We start from the raw sequence: 17995 nt of genomic DNA on the forward strand, positions 1-17995 counted from the left end.
TGATGGCAGAAAGGAGACAAAAATGAAGCGGCTGCCTAAATACCTGTTAGTGATAACAGTTTTTTGCCTCATCGTTTTTGCCTTGGTATTAAGCGGATTTCGCTACTTTCTGCCACGCTTAGATAGTTATCGCCCTGAAATAGAAACGTATCTTACGAAGCAACTCAATAGCCCCGTCTCAATGACAAAGATCACGGGGGAGTGGCAAAATTTTGGTCCTGATATTCAATTGGAAGGACTGAATATTACCAATAAAGATGTGAACGTTACGGCAGAAAAAGTCACTTTTTCTTTTGACGTGTGGCGTTCATTATTCGCTTTTCGTCTTCATTTTCGTGAACTGACCTTTGAACAGTTATATGTTAATTACCAACAGCCAATTTTTACGGGGCAAAGTGGTGATATTACCTTAACCGAACCTGATGATATTTCTTCACTTTTTCTCGAACAGTTTGATCGTTTTAAACTGATTGAAAGCCGTTTTATTTTTTTAACCCCTTCAGGAGATACCAGTACATTACATGTGCCTGAATTAATGTGGTTGAATCAGAAAAATCGTCACCGAGCTCAAGGTGAAGTCACTCTTGATACACCCATTAATCATTATGGGGGGTTAAAGGTACGCCTTGATCTCTATACCAAAGAGAACGGTTTGATCGATAACGGTAAAGTATTTCTTACCGCAGATGACATCGATATTTCACCTTGGCTTAGTCAGTGGGTCAAAAATAATAGTGGCGTAGGTGAAGCTAAAGCCAGTTTGTCTAACTGGATTGAAATTACTCAAGGGCGTATTACTGGAAGTCAGTTGCAAATTCATCAAGGTGAAATGGATTGGAGTAGTGATGGAACCTCGCACGTATTAAATGTTGAAGACTTAATTTTACGTATGAGAAGGCAAGAAAATGGCTGGCTTGCGGATGTTCCTTATACTCGAAAAATTACAATGGATGGTGAAGAGTGGCCTGACGGTTATTTAGCGGTGCTTTATCAACCAAAAGAAAAACAGCATGATGAAGCATGGCGCATTCGCGCCAAGAATATTGAGTTAGATAGGTTATATGCTGTATTGCCATTATTCTCTTTTTTAACACCTGATTTTGTTCGCCAGTGGCAGTATCGCCAATTTTCTGGTGTGGTTAATGACTTTGCATTAGATCTCACTCCAGAAAACTTCGAGCAAAGCGCTATTAATCTCTCTTGGGAAAATGTGAGTTGGAAGCGTTGGCAAGAGATCCCCTCAGTACAGCATTTCAGCGGGCAATTAAAAGGGAGTATGCAACGTGGTGAGCTTAACTTTGCCCTAGCAGATAGTGAAATAGACACGGGCGAATTATTTAAGGCGCCGTTGAATATTGAAAAAGGGAAAGGAACGGTTTATTGGCAACATTCAGGGGATAACCTGTCTCTTTGGAGCCAAGGGCTAGATGTTAAAGCTACATCAGCATGGGTTGCGGGCGATTTTCGTTATGAGAAACAAGGTGAAGATCAGCGTCTTTCCATTTTATCAGGCGTTAGAGTTACAAATGCGGGTGATACATGGCGTTATTTGCCTGAGGAGTATGTCGGGAAGGCACTGACTCAATATCTCTCAGATGCGATTATTGCGGGTAATATCGATAATGGAACCTTTATTTTTGATGGCGATCCCGCTGATTTTCCTTTTGATAACCACAAAGGATGGTTCCAAGTTTATGCGCCCGTCAAACACGCGACCTTTAAATTTGATAGTGAATGGCCTGCGTTATTTGATCTCGATATTAATCTAGACTTTAAAAATGACGGCTTATGGATGTCTTCTGCACAAGCAAAAGTGGGTAAAGCGACAGCCACGAATTTAAGTGCAGTCATTGAAAGCTATCGACAAGAAAAAATCTTAATTAATGCGGATATTCAAGCCACAGGCGACGAGCTGAAAGAGTATTTCTTAGATTCTCAAATGGCGAGTATTGGTCATACACTTGAAGAGCTAAAAGTAGCGGGAAAAATTGACGGTACATTGAAACTTGATATCCCCTTTGGTGGTGATGAGGTTGTGGCTTCTGGTGAGGTTAATTTAAAAAATAATGATGTCACTTTGAACTTCATGGATACCACATTGAAAGGCGTGAGTGGGCAGTTTCGTTACCATAATGACAAACTTGAAAGTGATACATTAACGGCTAATTGGTTTGGGCAGCCGCTTGCTTTCTCATTTACAAGTCACAATGATACGGATAATTATCAGGTTGATGTCGGCTTAAAAGGCCAATGGGATATTCAAAAAATTCAAGGGTTACCTAGCGATATTCAACATAAGTTTAGTGGTGTATTTCCATGGCATGGCAACGTTAATGTTAAGATCCCCGAAAAAGGTGATGTTGATTATCAAGTCGATTTAACCGGAAATATCAATGCATTAAGCAGCAAGTTAACAGCGCCTGAAACACAGGATTTAAAAAATTCACCACCTATTGTGATTTCTGCCAAGGGTAACAGTGAAACCTTAACCGTGAATGCCAGTGCTGAGAAACAGTGGAAACTTAATAGCCAGTGGGCATTAGGAAAACAGCTACGTTTATTACAAGGCCATGTTGTTTCTTCTTCTATTAAATTAGCTGAATTAAATTCACAACAACGCTTAACTATCGCTCTTAAAGGATTAGAGGGGGATAAATGGTTGCCGACATTAATGGCTTTTTCGTCTTTAACGCCGTCTGAAAATGAAGTCACTTTTCCTGATAATGTGCATATCAGTTTGCCTGATTTAAATTTTGCAGGGCAAAAATGGCGTAATCCTCAAACTGAGATTATGCGCGTTAGTGAAGGGGTAAAATTTGCCTTTTCAGGAAGTGAATTACGAGGCGATGTGTTTATTCCTGAAGCATCGACACCTTGGCAAGTGAATATTAATTATCTCTATTTTAATGGTGCAACCCTATCTCAAGAAGAAAAACCGTTAAAAATGGCAAACACTTCTGATGTGAATGCATTGAAGTTTTCAGTTAAAAACATTCCTTCTATTGATTTTGAGTGCCGAGAATGTTGGGTAAATGGCTTGCTTTTAGGGAAAATTGAAGGTTCGTTAAAACAAAATCAGGGTGCTTTATTTCTAACTGACGGTAAGTTGGAAAATAGCAGCGGTGAATTGTCTGTTAATGGTGTGTGGTCTGAAGATAATGCAGGTAATAATACGACGAAGTTAATAGGTAAATTAAAAGCGGAAGAAATTGATGAAATGGCCGCTTATTTCGGTTTTATTATTCCTATTATCCAGTCCCCACTTTCTGCTGATTTTTCATTACAATGGCGTGATACGCCGTGGGATTTTAATCTGGCGACCTTAAATGGTGATATTAAATCTGTCTTAGGGAAAGGGCGTATCGAAAAAGTGAATGTTGGACAAGCGGGTAAATTACTGCGCCTTGTGAGTTTTGATGCGCTTTTACGTAAATTACAGTTTGATTTTAGGGATACTTTCAGCGAGCATTTTGAGTATGACTCGATTAAGAGTGAAATTACGATCAATCAAGGTATTATGAATGCTGAGAGTGTCCGAGTTGATGGTGTTATTGCTGATATTGCGATAAGTGGGAAAGTTGATTTACTTGAACGTAAAATGGACCTACAAGTTGTGGTAACGCCAGAGATTTCAGCAACTGTCGGTGTTGCTACGGCTTTCGCGATAAACCCAATTGCAGGCGCCGCAGTGTTTGCGGCATCAAAGGTTCTGGGGCCACTTTGGAGTAAGATTTCAGTTATCCGTTATCATGTGACCGGAACTATGGAACAACCCAAAATTGACGAAGTACTGCGTCAGCTTAAGGAGAATCAGGCGTTATGAAAAAAGTTAATGTCGCACTTTTGCAACTTTGTAGCGGTAAAAACACAAAAAATAATCTGGCGCAAATTGAGCAACAGATTAAGCAATTACCCGATTCAGTGAAGCTTGTATTAACACCTGAAAATGCGTTACTTTTTTCGAACTCTAAAGATTATCATAAACATGCTGAAGTTCAGGGCGATGGGCCTTTACAAAATGCTATCGCTAAAATGGCTCAGCGCTATAAAGTGTGGATCTTAGTCGGTTCTATGCCATTGATTAGTCGAGACTCCCCAGACCAAATTACCAGCAGTAGTTTGGTGTTTGATGATGAAGGTGTTATTCGAGCTCGTTATGACAAAATCCATATGTTTGATGTCAGTATTGATGATGAGCAAGGCGAATATAACGAATCTTCTATTTATCAACGCGGTGAGCGCCTAACAGTCGTTGATACTCCGGTTGGGAAATTAGGTTTAACAATCTGTTATGACTTACGCTTCCCAGGTATTTTCCAAGCATTAAGAGAAAAAGGGGCAGAGATAATCTCTGTACCTGCGGCTTTTACCCGTTTAACAGGTAAAGCGCACTGGGAGCCTTTATTACGTGCTCGTGCCATTGAAAATCAGTGTATTATCTTAGCGCCAGCACAAGTGGGTACACATGATACGCGCCGGACTTGGGGTCATACGATGGCGATTGATGGTTGGGGTAAAGTCTTGAAAAAGAACCCTGATGCTGTTAGTGCGCTAACGCTGAATGTTGGTGTCGAAAGTCTACACGGTATGCGTGAACAGATACGGGTTGTAAAACATAACCGCTTTCGCCCGAAACTGACCCACTTAATCAAAAAAGTTAAGGATAAAGAAGAATTATGAGTTTAGCTGTTGTCAGCGAAAGTCTGTTGGAAGCAAACAAACTTAGTTTAGATGATTTAGCATCAACACTAGAGCAGCTTGCACAGCGTCAAATTGATTATGGTGATCTTTATTTTCAGTCAAGTTATCACGAGGCTTGGATCCTAGACGATCAGATTATTAAAGATGGCTCTTACAATATTGATCAAGGTGTTGGTGTTAGAGCAATTTACGGTGAAAAAACCGGCTTTGCTTATGCAGACCAACTAACGCTTAATGCACTTAACCAAAGTGCTCATGCTGCACGAAGTATTGTTCAGGCTAAAGGTAATGGTCGCATCCATACTTTAGGTGCTATTCAACATTCTCCGCTATACAGCTTAAACGATCCTCTGCAAAGCCTCTCTCGTGAAGAGAAAATTGCGTTATTGCATGAGGTAGATAAAGCGGCTCGCGCTGAAGATAAACGCGTTAAACAAGTTAATGCGTCATTAACAGGTGTTTATGAGCATGTGCTTGTTGCAGCAACCGATGGCACGTTAGCCGCCGATGTGCGTCCTTTAGTTCGTCTTTCAGTGAGTGTGCTGGTGGAAGAAGATGGCAAACGTGAGCGTGGCGCAAGTGGTGGCGGTGGTCGTTTTGGTTATGATTATTTCCTAACTAAAGTCGATGGTGAAAGCCACGCTATCACTTATGCGCGTGAAGCTGTGCGTATGGCATTAGTGAATTTATCTGCAATTGCGGCACCTGCGGGAACGATGCCTGTTGTATTGGGCGCAGGATGGCCAGGTGTGTTATTGCATGAAGCAGTCGGTCATGGATTAGAGGGGGATTTCAATCGTCGTGAAACCTCTGTATTTTCGGGACGCATTGGCGAGAGAGTAACTTCTGAGCTTTGTACTATTGTTGATGATGGCACAATTGAAGGTCGTCGTGGCTCTGTGGCTATTGATGACGAAGGTGTACCAGGTCAATACAATGTTTTAATCGAAAACGGCATCTTAAAAGGCTATATGCAAGATAAGATGAACGCGCGTTTAATGGGGGTTGCACCAACGGGAAATGGTCGTCGTGAATCTTACGCGCATCTTCCTATGCCTCGTATGACAAACACTTACATGTTAGCAGGTAAGTCTTCACCAGAAGAGATTATTGCCAGTGTTGATCGCGGTATTTACGCACCAAACTTTGGTGGCGGTCAGGTTGATATTACATCGGGCAAATTTGTTTTCTCAACCTCAGAAGCTTATTTAATCGAGAATGGAAAAATAACCAAACCAATTAAAGGGGCAACTCTAATTGGTTCAGGTATTGAAGCTATGCAACAAGTTTCTATGGTAGGTAATGATCTTGCTTTAGATAAAGGGGTTGGCGTTTGTGGTAAAGAAGGACAAAGTCTCCCTGTTGGTGTGGGTCAACCAACGTTGAAGCTTGATAAAATCACGGTTGGCGGTACAGCTTAATTATCGCTATCGTTATTTGTCAGTATCTATTGAACTCCATCTTTTGATGGAGTTTTTTATCCTAGCAACAGTAAGGGGGTTAACTTATGGGTAAACGTTTATTACCAGTTATTATTGTTATTGCGGTTTTATTTGGTGTTCTTTATAAAGGTTTATTGTCTGAAACCAAAGCGCCAATGCCTTCATCCTCAGCTCCTATTCCGACATCATCAAGCAATAACACCAATAAACCAGCACAAATCCCACTATCTATTGATGAGAAAACACAAGCCAATGTGGTAGCTAACTATTTGCAACGTCATCAACAATTGCCAGATTTTTATCTCACTAAAAAAGAGGCGAGAGAAAAAGGCTGGAATGCGAAAGCGGGCAATTTATGTGAAGTCTTACCGGGAAGAGCAATCGGAGGCGATCGCTTTATGAACCGCGAAAAACAGTTGCCAGAAGAAACTGGACGCCAGTGGTATGAAGCGGATGTAAATTATCAGTGTGGTCATCGTGGCAGTGACAGATTGCTCTATTCGAATGATGGGCTGATTTATGTTACCACTGATCATTATCGTACAATGACAAAGGTCGCACCTTAATGAAACAGGTTATCTTCAATTTTAAGACACTGGCAGATAGAGAAGCCTTTTATCACGATTTTGCACTGCAATTTCAGTTAGATGATAAATTTGGCGATAACCTAGATGCACTATGGGATGCGTTAGTGGGTGGAATAGAATTGCCAGTCAGTATTGTTTTCAGGCATTTGCCTCATCATTCCCGTGATTTTCAACCTTTGGTGGAATTGATGCAAGAAGCACAAAATGAGCTTGGTAAAGACGTTTTAAGCTTTCATTGTGAGCATAAAACACAAAAGTAATTCAGAATAGAAAATACGCCCTGAAAATCGCAGTGAGGCTGAATTTACACTGCGTTTTCAGGATGATCAGGTTTTATGCTGATTCTGATAAATCTTTTAGATATTGAAATAGTAAGCGGAATGATTTTGGCGGTTTATTCGCTTCTTTTTCTTTTTTCGCATTACGGATAAGTGTGCGTAATTGTTGGCGATCAGCCATTGGATAAAGCGCAACGACTTCTTCAATCACTTCATTGCCACCTTCAACAAGGCGAATTCGCAGATCTTCAATTTTATGTAACACTAAGATCTGTTGATTGTGGCGGTTTTTGAGTTTATCAAGCGCTTGACGGATCGGATCTTCGTCTACATTGCGCAGTAGTTTTCCAATATATTGAATTTGGCGGCGGCGTGCTTCACGCTGTACTTTTTGTGCTAATTGAATAGAGGCTAATAATTTCTCATCTAATGGCACACGTTCTAATTCTTGTGCACTTAATTCAACTAATTCAGTACCCAGTTTTTTGAGTGCTTCAGCATCACGTTTAATTTCGCTTTTGCTGACCCAGATGATTTCGTCCTCTTCTTCCTCTTCTGACGAGGTATCGTCAAATTCAGGATTGAGGTAATGCCACTCTTCAGGCTGCTTTGCCATAATAAAAATTCCTGTTGCAGAGTAAGCCGGGAGTGTGATTTGGTGAATGACCAAAAGCCCGACGGGTGATAACATTCATATATCTTCTATTGTAACTGGGAAAATCGCTTGTTGACCACCTGTCAATTGATTTACTTTGCTAAAAATAAGTAAAAAGTGGTGTTCTCCTTAGGAAAAATGGTTCTCAATGAATAATTCAGATCAGGTAAAACAGCTTGAAGACGCCGTCTCTCTCGCATTAGAGCTGGCTGCAAAACAGTGTGATGGTGCTGAAGTCGCTATTAATAAATCGACGGGTATTAGTGTAAGTACGCGTTATGGTGAAGTTGAAAATGTTGAATTTAACAGTGATGGCGCTTTAGGCATCACTGTTTATCAACAACAACGCAAAGGTAGTGCATCTTCAACAGATTTAAGTCCTGATGCGATTAAGCGAGCTGTACAAGCTGCTGTGGATATTGCACGCTACACTTCAGTTGACCCATATGCAGGGCCTGCTGATCAAGAGCTATTAGCGTTTGATGCACCTTTCCTTGATCTTTACCATCCTACCGAAGTCACAGCAGATAAAGCGATTGAATTAGCATCGAGAGCAGAAAAAGCCGCTTTAGATAGTGATAGCCGTATTATCAACACCGAGGGTGGCAGTTTTAATAGTCACAGTGGAACCCGTGTATTTGGTAATAGCCTTGGCTTATTAAAAAGCTATTCATCTTCACGCTATTCGATGTCGAGTTGTGTTATTGCTCGTGATGGTGAAGATATGGAGCGCGACTATGCTTACACTATTAGTCGTCGCTTTGATGATCTAGAATCACCTGAATGGGTTGGTCAAGAGTGCGCTCGCCGTACTTTATCTCGCCTTGCACCTCGTAAACTACCAACCATGAAAGCCCCCGTTATTTTTGCGGCAGATGTGGCGACAGGTATTTTTGGTCATTTGGTTGCAGCAATCAGTGGTAGCATGATTTATCGTGAATCATCTTGTTTACTCGATAGCTTAGGTAAGCAAATTTTCCCTCAGTGGTTAAATATTCAAGAGCGTCCTCACTTAATGAGAGGTTTGGCATCAACACCGTTTGATAGTGAAGGTGTGCGTACCACAGATGCTGAAATTATCAAAGATGGCGTATTACAAGAGTGGTTGTTAACCACATATTCAGCAAGAAAGCTGGGCTTAAAGAGTAATGGTCACGCTGGTGGTATTCATAACTGGTATATCCCTGGGCAAGGTTTATCGTTTGATGCACTGTTAAAAGAGATGGGAACAGGTCTTGTTGTTACGGAATTGATGGGACAAGGTGTCAGTACAGTAACAGGTGATTACTCTCGTGGTGCGAGCGGTTTTTGGGTTGAGAATGGCGAAATTCAATATCCTGTAAGCGAAGTGACTATTGCAGGTAACTTAAAAGATATGTGGGCAAATATTGCCACGATGGGTGATGATATTGAGACGCGCAGTAATGTTCAGTGTGGATCGTTGTTGTTACCAGAAATGAGCATTGCAGGTGAGTAAATTTTAGATACTCATCACAACCTTTAATCTCAGCCCGCAATGGGCTGAGATATCGCGTTTATCAGTGTGCTTTTCAAACGATAAGATAAAAATAAGACGCGAACCTTCAGCTCTGCTTAACGGTGTAATTCACCCGCAGCTTCCGGTTGGTATAGAATTTCTAATACTTTAACCTTGGTTTCAAGGCCATTAGGCAGCTTCCAACTAATTTCATCATCAATGGCTAAACCCAATAGCGCAGCACCCATTGGTGCCATGACGGAGAGTTCAGTAGTGCTGTCTTTTAATGAAGCGGGATACACTAAAGTACGAGTGCGCTCTTCATTATTTTTTAAGTCCATAAAACGGACTTTGCTGTTCATTGTGACAATATTAGCAGGGATATCAGCTGGTGTAACAATGTCAGCACGATCTAATTCTTCATTCAATGCTTCAGCAATCGGACTATCTGCAAATGCCGGTTGTTCAAGTAATGAATCTAAACGTTCTGCATCAAGTTCGTTGATGATAATTGTTGGCTTTGTCATACCACACTCCAATTTATTCCAATGCAAAACAACACCCCCACGGGTGAGGTGGGGGTGTTGTTAAACTCATATAAGAGATAATAGGCGGTTCTGTATAAAAAAGAAAGAGACAGTGATCACAGTCTCTTTCGGGTTATTTAGTTAAGAAATGCTAATCTATTGTTTTCTATTGCGATTATTCTTCATCAAACCCCGATTCAAATAATGCGATAATAGCATCAATAGCTTCATTTTCATCACTACCAGTAACTTCTATATCAATTTGACTGCCTTGCTCTGAATCTAACATTAGCATAGCAATCACACTATCCGCTTGTGCTTCAACCCCTTCGTTGTTGCGTAAAATGACGGTTGATTGAAATGTTTTTACTAAATCAAACAACTTCATTGCAGGTCTTGCATGCATACCGAGTCGATTTTTAATCGCAACTTGTCGATATTGGGTCATTTGCGTTTTTCTAGTGTTCTGTGGCGTGATTGTACGTTTTTCCCTCTAGAGCGGAAATAATCTGCGAGTTGCTCAGCAACATAAACAGAACGGTGTTTACCTCCCGTACAACCAATCGCAACCGTTAAATAACTACGGTTATTGGTTTCTAACATCGGCAACCAAAGTTCAAGATAGCTTCTAGTTTGATAAATAAAGTTATGAACTTCGGTGTGTCTATCTAAAAATGCCGCGACAGGGCGATCTAAACCTGTCATTGGACGCAGTTTAGGATCCCAATGTGGATTTGGTAAGAATCGCACATCAAAAACATAATCCGCATCAATAGGAATACCATGCTTAAAGCCAAAGGATTCAAAAACCATCGTTAGCTCACGTTCACGCTTGCCTAATAAGCGAGTACGCAGCATTTCTGCAAGCTCATGAACTGACATTTCAGAGGTGTCAATGATGAGATCAGCTCGTGATCGTAATGGCTCAAGCAGATCACTCTCTGTATCAATCGCCATTTCTAATGAAAGATTTTTAGTTGAGAGAGGGTGCAGACGTCGTGTATCACTATAACGACGAATTAAGGTATTTCTATCTGCGTCTAAAAATAAGAGTTGTGGAGAATATTCAGCGGGTAAACTTTCCAGCGCTTTTTCGAAGATCTCCGGCGACTCTGGCATATTTCGGACATCAATACTGACTGCGGCAGCAGAAGCATCACGTTCAGCCAGTGTTTTTGCGAGCTCAGGTAAAAGATCAACAGGTAAGTTATCAACACAATAAAATCCCATGTCTTCAAGCGCACGCAAAGCGACCGACTTACCTGAACCAGAGCGTCCGCTGACTATCATCAGCACCATGAGGTAGCTCCCCTATAATTTCCCAGTGATGAATATCATTCCACTGTATGCTATTCGCGTCCTACTAAACCCGTAGGGGTTATTCAGTGATAATCTGATAAAGCTCTTCATCACTTTGTGCGGAGCGTAGTCGGCGACATAAATTTTTGTCTGCCAACTGTTTTGCAATCAAAGACAGTGTGTGTAAATGTTCCTTACATTGTGTTGCAGGAACGAGTAATGCGAACAACAAGTCGACAGGTTGATTATCAATAGCGTCGAAGGCAATAGGTTCGCTTAGGTGAAGAAACACACCAACTACTTTTTCTGTTTCATCACTTTCAATACGTCCATGAGGGATAGCCAAGCCACCCCCAATCCCTGTTGTACCGACTTTTTCACGCGTCAATAAGGCTTCAAATATCAGTGTTTCGGGTAAATTAAGTGCTTTTGCTGCATTTTCACTGATAATTTCTAACGCGCGCTTTTTACTCGTGCAATGTACATCATTATGCGTACATGCCAGAGAAAGTACGTCGCTAATATTCATCTTTGTATCGTTGTTCATTGTCTTATTCACTTAGACCAGCAAACCAGATGCCACAAAGTGACATCTGGTTTTTCGTTACTGATATTGATTAGGCGTTGGTTTAAACCGAGTCATAAACAACGCAGTAACTTCGCCGATTGTATCTCCATTTCACAATGGGAAATGAATTAATGTTGTCTCAGTTTATCTTTGTGTTTGGTTAATTGACGAGCCAGTTTATCCATTAATCCATCAATTGCTGCGTACATATCTTCTGCTTCTGCAGAGGCATGCAATTCACCGCCATTAACTTGAATGGTCGCTTCCGCGATTTTATTAACTTTCTCGACTTTCAGGATAACCTGAACGTTATTAATTTTGTCAAAGAACTGAGGTAATTTCGCGCTTTTTGCTTTGACGGTATCACGCAGAGCATCGGTTAATTCAATATTATGACCAGTGATTTGAAGTTCCATAGTGTCTTCCTTCTCAATTATGCTCAAACCAACTCTTTGCGTTGATTTGAAGGCGGGATGGATAATGACTCTCTATACTTCGCAACAGTACGTCGAGCAACTTGTATTCCAAGTTCTGCGAGCATATCAGCCAGTTTACTATCACTAAGTGGTTTCGCTGGATTTTCTGCTGCGATTAGTTTCTTCACTAAAGCCCTGATTGCTGTTGAAGAGGCTTCGCCTCCGCTATCAGTATTCACATGGCTAGAGAAAAAATACTTCAATTCGAAAATTCCTCTCGGGCAATGCAAAAATTTTTGCGTTGTCACGCGAGAAATGGTGGATTCGTGCATTTCAACCTGTTCAGCAATATCGGCTAACACTAGGGGTTTCATATGCTCTTCACCCAATTCGAAAAATGCCTGCTGTGTGTCAACAATGCAATGAGCGACTTTTAATAATGTCTCATTACGGCTTTCTAAACTTTTTATCAGCCATTTGGCTTCTTGTAAATTGTCACGAATAAATTTTCCATCGCTTTCATTTTGAGTCGATTGACCCAAAGCTGCATAAGTCTCATTTATTCGTAGGCGAGGAATGCTATCTGTATTTAACTCAACTTGCCAGCGTTCACCTGATTTTTTTACCAGTATATCTGGAATAACATACTCTGACTCGCCTGTATCAATACTTAATCCGGGCTTAGGATCAAGAGACTGGATCATCTCAATAACAGATTTTAGTGTCTCTTCGCGTAACTTCGTTTGACGCATCAATTGACGAAAATCACGGTTACCTAGCAACTCTAAATATTGGCTAATAACTAACTGCGTTTCTTTAAGATAGGGTGTTTCTGTTGAAAAAGCGGATAGCTGAATCAAAAGACACTCTTTTAAATCACGAGCAGCAACACCAATAGGATCAAAGCGTTGAATACGTTTTAATACGGCTTCGACTTCATCAAGCTCTAATTCATCATCGCCCATTCCAGAAAGGATGTCATCTGTTGTGACCGTTAAATATCCTGTTTCATCAACAGCATCGATAATACTTATCGCAATCGCTCTGTCTGTTTCTGAAAATGGAGTGAGATCAGCCTGCCATGTTAGGTAATCTTGCAATGAGGCAGTTGTTTCACCTTGATACAATGGAAGCTCATCATCAGTATAGTCATTACTGGTGCCAGAAGGCGTGCCTGCGGTGTAGATCTCTTCCCATTGAGTATCCAAAGGGAGATCATCAGGCATCTCTTTTTGCTCTAAAGCATCCAGCGTGTCGAACTCTTCAACTCCGTTTTCAGCTGTTGTTTCTGTTGTAGAGTCTGACTGATTCTCTGTATGAGAGGTCTCATCTGAAACGGGATCTTGTTGATCGTCGTCTTGTTCTAGAAGTGGATTAGACTCAAGCGCTTGCTGAATTTCTTGTTGTAATTCAAGCGTCGAAAGTTGCAACAAACGAATAGCCTGTTGTAGCTGTGGCGTCATTGCCAGTTGCTGACTAAGACGAAGTTGCAGACTTTGTTTCATAATAATGCGATGAGTCCTTTGCTGTTGTCATCCATGACAGAGTAAAAGTGAATCAAAGATTACAGGCGGAAGCCTTCACCTAAGTAAACACGTTTAACTTGCTCATTTTCAAGAATTTCTTCTGGTGAACCATGAGCGATAAGGTGACCTTGGCTGACGATATAAGCACGTTCACACACATCTAATGTTTCACGAACGTTATGGTCAGTAATCAGTACACCTAATCCATAATCACGTAGATGCTGGATAATTTTTTTAATATCTAATACCGAAATAGGGTCAACACCCGCAAAAGGTTCATCTAATAAAATGAATTTAGGGTTTGCTGCCAATGCCCGCGCGATTTCAACGCGGCGGCGTTCACCCCCTGATAATGATTGCCCTAAGCTGTTACGTAAGTGGCTGACATTAAACTCTTCTAGCAGTTCTTCTGCTCGATCTTTTCGTTCTTCAGGCGTTAAATCATGGCGGATTTCTAAGATCCCCATAATGTTGTCATAAACGCTTAAGCGTCTAAAAATAGACGCCTCTTGAGGAAGATAGCCAATGCCTTTACGTGCTCGTTCATGTAACGGTAACAGCGTAATGTCTTCATCATCAATTGTGATACTACCTGCATCACGAGCGACAATGCCAACAACCATATAGAATGTGGTTGTTTTACCTGCACCATTTGGTCCAAGTAAGCCGACAATCTCACCTGAATTAACGTTCAGGCTTACATCACCGACAACGGTGCGCCCTTTGTATGCTTTCGCTAAATTTTCAGCTTTTAACAGCGCCATAAAGTGTTACTTACCTTTGTTGTTAACACCAGGGCCTTTCTCTTGCAACTGGGAAGGCAGTAAAACAGTAGTCACTTGTTTACCTTTACCGCTAAAAGCTTCCATTTGCTGAGTTGGGACGAGATAAGTGATCTTATCACCGGTGATATTACTGTCTAATTGTTCAAGATAGGCTTTACCCGTTAAGGTCATTAACTCTTTATCCATTTCATAGGTCATTTTCTCGCCACGACCTTTGATAGGTTTACCATCATCTTGTAACTGATAAAAAGTCACTGGGTTACCAAAAGCTTCTATGACGATCCTTTTGGAGTCACCACCTGGGCGTGTGACAACAACTTTATCAGCACGAATATCGATAGATCCTTGTTTGATCACAACATTTTGTGTAAAGGTTGTGACGTTTTTTTCTAGATCAAGCGACTGTTTCTCTGAGTTCACAACAATAGGTTGTTGTGTGTCATCTTTAAGCGCCATCGCAGGTACACTTATCGCTAAAAGTGTACCGATAATCAGTGTATTACGGATTTTTTGATTCATTAGGGATCTCATAATAGGTGTTTACCTTTTCAATCAGCTCTGCACGTTTCTCGCGCAGATTGCCTCGCATTTTTAAGCCGACTGATTTCAGTCCGACGCCGATAATAGTCACTTCATCATCAGAGGAAACATCCTGTGTATCTAAATTTGCGATAGCGTTGTCTGTGCTTATTCTCTGTAGTTGAGAATCATCGGTTAAGCTATCAATTTGAACATCGCCATAAAGATAGAGCATTTTACTGTTTGTCAGCTTGGCTTTATTCGCGCGTACTGTCCATGTTGCATCCCCTGTCGGTGAATAGGTAGTTAAGACAGGGTTAGTAAACCATGTAAACTTCTGTTGAGCATAATTTTTGACATCATCAGCAACAAGTTTATATCCGAGTATACCCGTTGGCTCGTAAACAAAAGATATCGATGATTTGGATTGATAAGTTGGCTGACCATCATCAACAATCTCACCATCACCGAATTCAGTGTTATTAGTGTAGTTCCAGCCAATCAGCGCAAGGGCGGTAATGGCAAGAATTAAGGTAAACCAGGATTTTAATTTATTCATTCTGTATCGTTATACGTTAAATCGAAAGACCTTTAGCTTCTTCAAGCCGACCTTGCGCTAAAAGGATTAAATCACACAACTCTCGTACTGCACCACGCCCTCCCGCAATGCGGGTTACATAATTAGCATGAGGTGTAAGTAATGGATGAGCATCAGCCACGGCAACGGAAAGTCCTACTTTTTCCATTACAGGTAAATCAATCAGGTCGTCACCAATATAGGCTGTTTGTTCAGGTTTAAGGTTTAGTGTATCTAACAGTTGTTGATACGCCAAAAGCTTATTATGCTGACCTTGGTAAAGATATGTAATGCCAAGGGTCTTAGCACGACCTTCTAACAGTTTAGACTGACGACCTGTAATGATAGCAACCTCAATGCCGGATGTAAGCAAACAACGGATGCCATACCCATCACGGACATTAAAAGCTTTTAATTCTTCGCCATTATTGCCCATGTAAATGAGTCCGTCTGACATCACACCATCAACATCACAAATCAGCAATTGGATTTTTTCTGCTTTTTTGATGATTTGTTCGCTTACTGCACCATAACAAGTTTCTATCATTGTATTCATTTTTATCCTTCGAACGTTATGACTATCTTATACAACACCAGCCTGTAATAAATCATGCATATGCAAAACACCTAACAGGATATCACTATCTTGTTCCGTCACTAATAGCGAGGTGATATGTTTTGCTTGCATTAAATTCAGTGCTTCAACCGCTAAACAATCTGGGCGAATACGAATACCGCCTCTTGTCATCACATCTGAGATTTTGGCATTATTTAGATCTATCCCTAAATCAAATATTCTTCGTAAGTCACCATCAGTAAAAATACCGTTGATCAGCATACTATCATCGCAAATGACGGTCATTCCTAATTTTTTACGGGTTATCTCGACAAGAGCTTCACGTAAAGTGGCATCTTTGGTGACGCGCGGAATATCTGCCTCTTTATTCATTAAATCACTGACATGAAGGAGTAATTTACGACCTAGTGCACCACCAGGATGAGAAAGCGCAAAATCTTCAGCGGTAAAACCACGGGCACGTAAAAGTGCGATCGCTAGCGCATCCCCCATGACTAAGGTTGCCGTTGTACTGGTTGTTGGGGCAAGCCCTAAAGGACAGGCTTCTTTAGGTACTTTGATACAAAGATGAATATCAGACGCTTTCCCCATTGTACTTTGAGGAGTGCGTGTCATACAAATCAGTGTTATCTGTTTACGTTTCAGTACTGGAATAAGCGCAAGGATCTCGCTGGCTTCCCCTGAGTTTGAAATCGCTAGAACGATATCTTTTTCTGTCACCATTCCTAAGTCACCGTGGCTGGCTTCACCAGGATGAACAAAGAAAGAAGGTGTTCCTGTACTGGCGAATGTTGCAGCAATTTTATGCCCAATATGGCCAGATTTACCCATACCCATCACAATCACTCGACCTTGGCAGTGAAAAATTTTTTCACAGGCAAGCGTAAAATCATCGTTGATATATTGTTCTAGTTCAGCTAACCCATCACGCTCAATATGAAGGACTTTTTTACCCGCTTGCTGAAAATCAAACTCGGTCATTTTTTTGTACCATTTATTTTAGGTTAAGAGAGAATGTGCGACGCACAACACCGTAATATAAACAATAAAGCAAACTAACAAGAATATCCCTTTTCCTCGATTAAGACGCTGTTTGCGCCCTAATGAAAAGAGAGAAAACAGTAAACTGGCGACACCAAGTACAGCAAAACTAAAATAAAATGTATTGATATTAAATGTGCTTGGTGAGAGTAATGCTGGCATGCCCAAGACAAAAGTTAGATTGAAAATATTAGCACCTATAATATTCCCTAATGCTAACTCATTCTCGCGTCTTAGTGCTGCCACAATGGTTGTTGCTAACTCAGGTAGGCTTGTTCCAATAGATAGCAAGGTTAAACCAACAAAAAATCCACTAAGATGATACTGTTGCATTAAAATAAAGACATTATCTAATATCATTTGGGTCGCAACTGGAATAATCAGTAAAGCAATAACGACCCAAAAAAGTGCAACAGAATTACGGGGATTTGTCTGTAATTCAAAACGGGTTAAGGTTTCTAAAGGTAATACGTGGCGCTCTTGTGTTAGTGTTTTATGCATTGTTTTTATCATTAGAAAAATGGATGCAAAACCAATAAAAAAGAGCAGTGAGCCTTCTCTAAGCCCTAAGTTTCCGCTAGAAACAATAATGCCAACGAGCATGATGACTATAATCATTAAGGGAAGCTCTTTTTTTAGCACTGCGGACTGAATGTTCATGGGGTAAATCATCGCGCCAATACCTGCGATGAGGAGAAGGTTGGTGAGTGTCGAGCCAATGGCTGTCCCGATAGCGATATCAGGCAAATTATGAACTGCGGCATCAGTTGAAACAAAAAGCTCAGGCAGTGAAGTACCAGTACCTACAATTAAGATACCGATAACGGCTGGCGGAATTTTTAACGATTGCGCAAAAACGCTCGCACCATAAACTAATCGGTCTGATGCATAAACAAGTAACATCAACCCAAAAATTAAAAGAGACAAAGTAATCAACATGCCATCAGTTTTCCAACAATGAGCGAATAAAGAAAAAACCAATAAGACAGGGCTGATAAAAAAACATATTGTCAAAAGGTT

Annotated in this window: 19 protein-coding genes; 6 read left to right on the top strand and 13 right to left on the bottom strand. The window is 40.9% G+C overall.

Going from position 1 to position 17995, the window contains the following annotated elements; translation table 11 throughout:
* Nucleotides 1-22 precede the first annotated feature (22 nt).
* The 5 genes from yhdP (at nucleotide 23) to JEP36_RS09365 (ending at nucleotide 6990) form a co-directional block, all read left to right on the top strand.
* Nucleotides 23-3823: an AsmA2 domain-containing protein YhdP gene (yhdP, locus tag JEP36_RS09345; protein WP_198630121.1), complete on the top strand. Its 3801-nt coding sequence runs from the start codon at nucleotides 23-25 to the stop codon at nucleotides 3821-3823.
* Nucleotides 3820-4680: a deaminated glutathione amidase gene (gene nit1, locus JEP36_RS09350; protein WP_151434176.1), complete on the top strand. Its 861-nt coding sequence runs from the start codon at nucleotides 3820-3822 to the stop codon at nucleotides 4678-4680. Before yhdP ends, nit1 begins: the two co-directional genes overlap by 4 nt.
* Nucleotides 4677-6122 (top strand): metalloprotease TldD, encoded by a 1446-nt coding sequence (gene tldD, locus JEP36_RS09355; protein WP_109371966.1) that lies wholly within the window; start codon nucleotides 4677-4679, stop codon nucleotides 6120-6122. The genes nit1 and tldD overlap by 4 nt, the downstream gene beginning before the upstream one ends.
* 86 nt (nucleotides 6123-6208) lie before the next feature.
* Nucleotides 6209-6709 carry a ribonuclease gene (locus JEP36_RS09360; RefSeq protein WP_198625947.1) on the top strand — a complete coding sequence of 167 codons (501 nt, stop codon included), beginning with the start codon at nucleotides 6209-6211 and terminating at the stop codon, nucleotides 6707-6709.
* The gene (locus tag JEP36_RS09365; protein ID WP_198630122.1) at nucleotides 6709-6990 is read left to right on the top strand and encodes a barstar family protein; all 282 of its coding nucleotides are present in this window, start codon (nucleotides 6709-6711) and stop codon (nucleotides 6988-6990) included. The genes JEP36_RS09360 and JEP36_RS09365 overlap by 1 nt, the downstream gene beginning before the upstream one ends.
* A 73-nt stretch (nucleotides 6991-7063) precedes the next feature.
* Here the strand turns inward: JEP36_RS09365 and yjgA are convergent, their stop codons facing one another.
* Nucleotides 7064-7624 carry a ribosome biogenesis factor YjgA gene (gene yjgA, locus JEP36_RS09370; RefSeq protein WP_198630137.1) on the bottom strand — a complete coding sequence of 187 codons (561 nt, stop codon included), beginning with the start codon at nucleotides 7622-7624 and terminating at the stop codon, nucleotides 7064-7066.
* Between the two features lie 187 nt (nucleotides 7625-7811).
* Here yjgA and pmbA point away from each other — a divergent pair, with 187 nt between their 5' ends.
* A complete protein-coding gene (gene pmbA / locus JEP36_RS09375) occupies nucleotides 7812-9140 on the top strand; it encodes a metalloprotease PmbA (protein WP_109371960.1) in 1329 nt (442 codons plus the stop codon).
* Nucleotides 9141-9256: 116 nt separating this feature from the next.
* Here pmbA and rnk read toward each other — a convergent pair whose 3' ends face one another.
* The 12 genes from rnk to JEP36_RS09435 all read right to left on the bottom strand — a co-directional run bounded on the left by rnk (nucleotide 9257) and on the right by JEP36_RS09435 (nucleotide 17914).
* Nucleotides 9257-9667, bottom strand: coding sequence for a nucleoside diphosphate kinase regulator (gene rnk, locus JEP36_RS09380; protein ID WP_075671465.1), 411 nt, complete (start codon nucleotides 9665-9667; stop codon nucleotides 9257-9259).
* Between the two features lie 175 nt (nucleotides 9668-9842).
* On the bottom strand, nucleotides 9843-10115 hold the full coding sequence (npr, locus tag JEP36_RS09385; RefSeq protein WP_006535359.1) for a PTS phosphocarrier protein NPr: 273 nt from the start codon (nucleotides 10113-10115) through the stop codon (nucleotides 9843-9845).
* Nucleotides 10112-10966, bottom strand: coding sequence for an RNase adapter RapZ (gene rapZ / locus JEP36_RS09390; RefSeq protein ID WP_023582880.1), 855 nt, complete (start codon nucleotides 10964-10966; stop codon nucleotides 10112-10114). Before rapZ ends, npr begins: the two co-directional genes overlap by 4 nt.
* Before the next feature lie 79 nt (nucleotides 10967-11045).
* Nucleotides 11046-11513: a PTS IIA-like nitrogen regulatory protein PtsN gene (gene ptsN, locus JEP36_RS09395; protein WP_023582879.1), complete on the bottom strand. Its 468-nt coding sequence runs from the start codon at nucleotides 11511-11513 to the stop codon at nucleotides 11046-11048.
* 149 nt (nucleotides 11514-11662) lie between these two features.
* Entirely contained in the window at nucleotides 11663-11950 is a 288-nt protein-coding gene (gene hpf / locus JEP36_RS09400) for a ribosome hibernation promoting factor (protein ID WP_036913954.1), read from the bottom strand.
* Nucleotides 11951-11973: 23 nt separating this feature from the next.
* Nucleotides 11974-13455 carry an RNA polymerase factor sigma-54 gene (gene rpoN / locus JEP36_RS09405; protein WP_198630123.1) on the bottom strand — a complete coding sequence of 494 codons (1482 nt, stop codon included), beginning with the start codon at nucleotides 13453-13455 and terminating at the stop codon, nucleotides 11974-11976.
* A gap of 59 nt (nucleotides 13456-13514) precedes the next feature.
* A complete protein-coding gene (lptB, locus tag JEP36_RS09410; RefSeq protein WP_006535352.1) occupies nucleotides 13515-14240 on the bottom strand; it encodes an LPS export ABC transporter ATP-binding protein in 726 nt (241 codons plus the stop codon).
* A gap of 6 nt (nucleotides 14241-14246) precedes the next feature.
* On the bottom strand, nucleotides 14247-14780 hold the full coding sequence (gene lptA, locus JEP36_RS09415; protein WP_075671459.1) for a lipopolysaccharide ABC transporter substrate-binding protein LptA: 534 nt from the start codon (nucleotides 14778-14780) through the stop codon (nucleotides 14247-14249).
* Entirely contained in the window at nucleotides 14761-15339 is a 579-nt protein-coding gene (gene lptC, locus JEP36_RS09420; protein WP_198630124.1) for an LPS export ABC transporter periplasmic protein LptC, read from the bottom strand. Before lptC ends, lptA begins: the two co-directional genes overlap by 20 nt.
* A gap of 16 nt (nucleotides 15340-15355) precedes the next feature.
* Nucleotides 15356-15913, bottom strand: a complete 558-nt coding sequence (gene kdsC, locus JEP36_RS09425) for a 3-deoxy-manno-octulosonate-8-phosphatase KdsC (RefSeq protein WP_198619276.1) — start codon at nucleotides 15911-15913, stop codon at nucleotides 15356-15358.
* 27 nt (nucleotides 15914-15940) lie between these two features.
* Entirely contained in the window at nucleotides 15941-16915 is a 975-nt protein-coding gene (gene kdsD, locus JEP36_RS09430) for an arabinose-5-phosphate isomerase KdsD (RefSeq protein WP_075671453.1), read from the bottom strand.
* A gap of 18 nt (nucleotides 16916-16933) precedes the next feature.
* On the bottom strand, nucleotides 16934-17914 hold the full coding sequence (locus tag JEP36_RS09435; protein WP_198619277.1) for a calcium/sodium antiporter: 981 nt from the start codon (nucleotides 17912-17914) through the stop codon (nucleotides 16934-16936).
* Nucleotides 17915-17995: the final 81 nt, after the last annotated feature.

It is taken from the genome of Proteus sp. PR00208, assembly GCF_016238545.1.
GTDB lineage: Bacteria > Pseudomonadota > Gammaproteobacteria > Enterobacterales > Enterobacteriaceae > Proteus.

Bases quoted from the DNA above. Each gene is read 5' to 3' on its own strand.
- nit1 (WP_151434176.1), top strand. From the start codon at position 3,820: ATGAAAAAAGTTAATGTCGCACTTTTGCAACTTTGTAGCGGTAAAAAC.
- lptB (WP_006535352.1), bottom strand. From the start codon at position 14,240: ATGGCGCTGTTAAAAGCTGAAAATTTAGCGAAAGCATACAAAGGGCGC.
- npr (WP_006535359.1), bottom strand. From the start codon at position 10,115: ATGACCCAATATCGACAAGTTGCGATTAAAAATCGACTCGGTATGCAT.
- rapZ (WP_023582880.1), bottom strand. From the start codon at position 10,966: ATGGTGCTGATGATAGTCAGCGGACGCTCTGGTTCAGGTAAGTCGGTC.
- tldD (WP_109371966.1), top strand. From the start codon at position 4,677: ATGAGTTTAGCTGTTGTCAGCGAAAGTCTGTTGGAAGCAAACAAACTT.
- ptsN (WP_023582879.1), bottom strand. From the start codon at position 11,513: ATGAACAACGATACAAAGATGAATATTAGCGACGTACTTTCTCTGGCA.
- yjgA (WP_198630137.1), bottom strand. From the start codon at position 7,624: ATGGCAAAGCAGCCTGAAGAGTGGCATTACCTCAATCCTGAATTTGAC.
- kdsD (WP_075671453.1), bottom strand. From the start codon at position 16,915: ATGACCGAGTTTGATTTTCAGCAAGCGGGTAAAAAAGTCCTTCATATT.
- lptC (WP_198630124.1), bottom strand. From the start codon at position 15,339: ATGAATAAATTAAAATCCTGGTTTACCTTAATTCTTGCCATTACCGCC.
- yhdP (WP_198630121.1), top strand. From the start codon at position 23: ATGAAGCGGCTGCCTAAATACCTGTTAGTGATAACAGTTTTTTGCCTC.
- pmbA (WP_109371960.1), top strand. From the start codon at position 7,812: ATGAATAATTCAGATCAGGTAAAACAGCTTGAAGACGCCGTCTCTCTC.
- rpoN (WP_198630123.1), bottom strand. From the start codon at position 13,455: ATGAAACAAAGTCTGCAACTTCGTCTTAGTCAGCAACTGGCAATGACG.
- lptA (WP_075671459.1), bottom strand. From the start codon at position 14,780: ATGAATCAAAAAATCCGTAATACACTGATTATCGGTACACTTTTAGCG.
- JEP36_RS09435 (WP_198619277.1), bottom strand. From the start codon at position 17,914: ATGTTGATTACTTTGTCTCTTTTAATTTTTGGGTTGATGTTACTTGTT.
- rnk (WP_075671465.1), bottom strand. From the start codon at position 9,667: ATGACAAAGCCAACAATTATCATCAACGAACTTGATGCAGAACGTTTA.
- hpf (WP_036913954.1), bottom strand. From the start codon at position 11,950: ATGGAACTTCAAATCACTGGTCATAATATTGAATTAACCGATGCTCTG.
- kdsC (WP_198619276.1), bottom strand. From the start codon at position 15,913: ATGAATACAATGATAGAAACTTGTTATGGTGCAGTAAGCGAACAAATC.
- JEP36_RS09365 (WP_198630122.1), top strand. From the start codon at position 6,709: ATGAAACAGGTTATCTTCAATTTTAAGACACTGGCAGATAGAGAAGCC.
- JEP36_RS09360 (WP_198625947.1), top strand. From the start codon at position 6,209: ATGGGTAAACGTTTATTACCAGTTATTATTGTTATTGCGGTTTTATTT.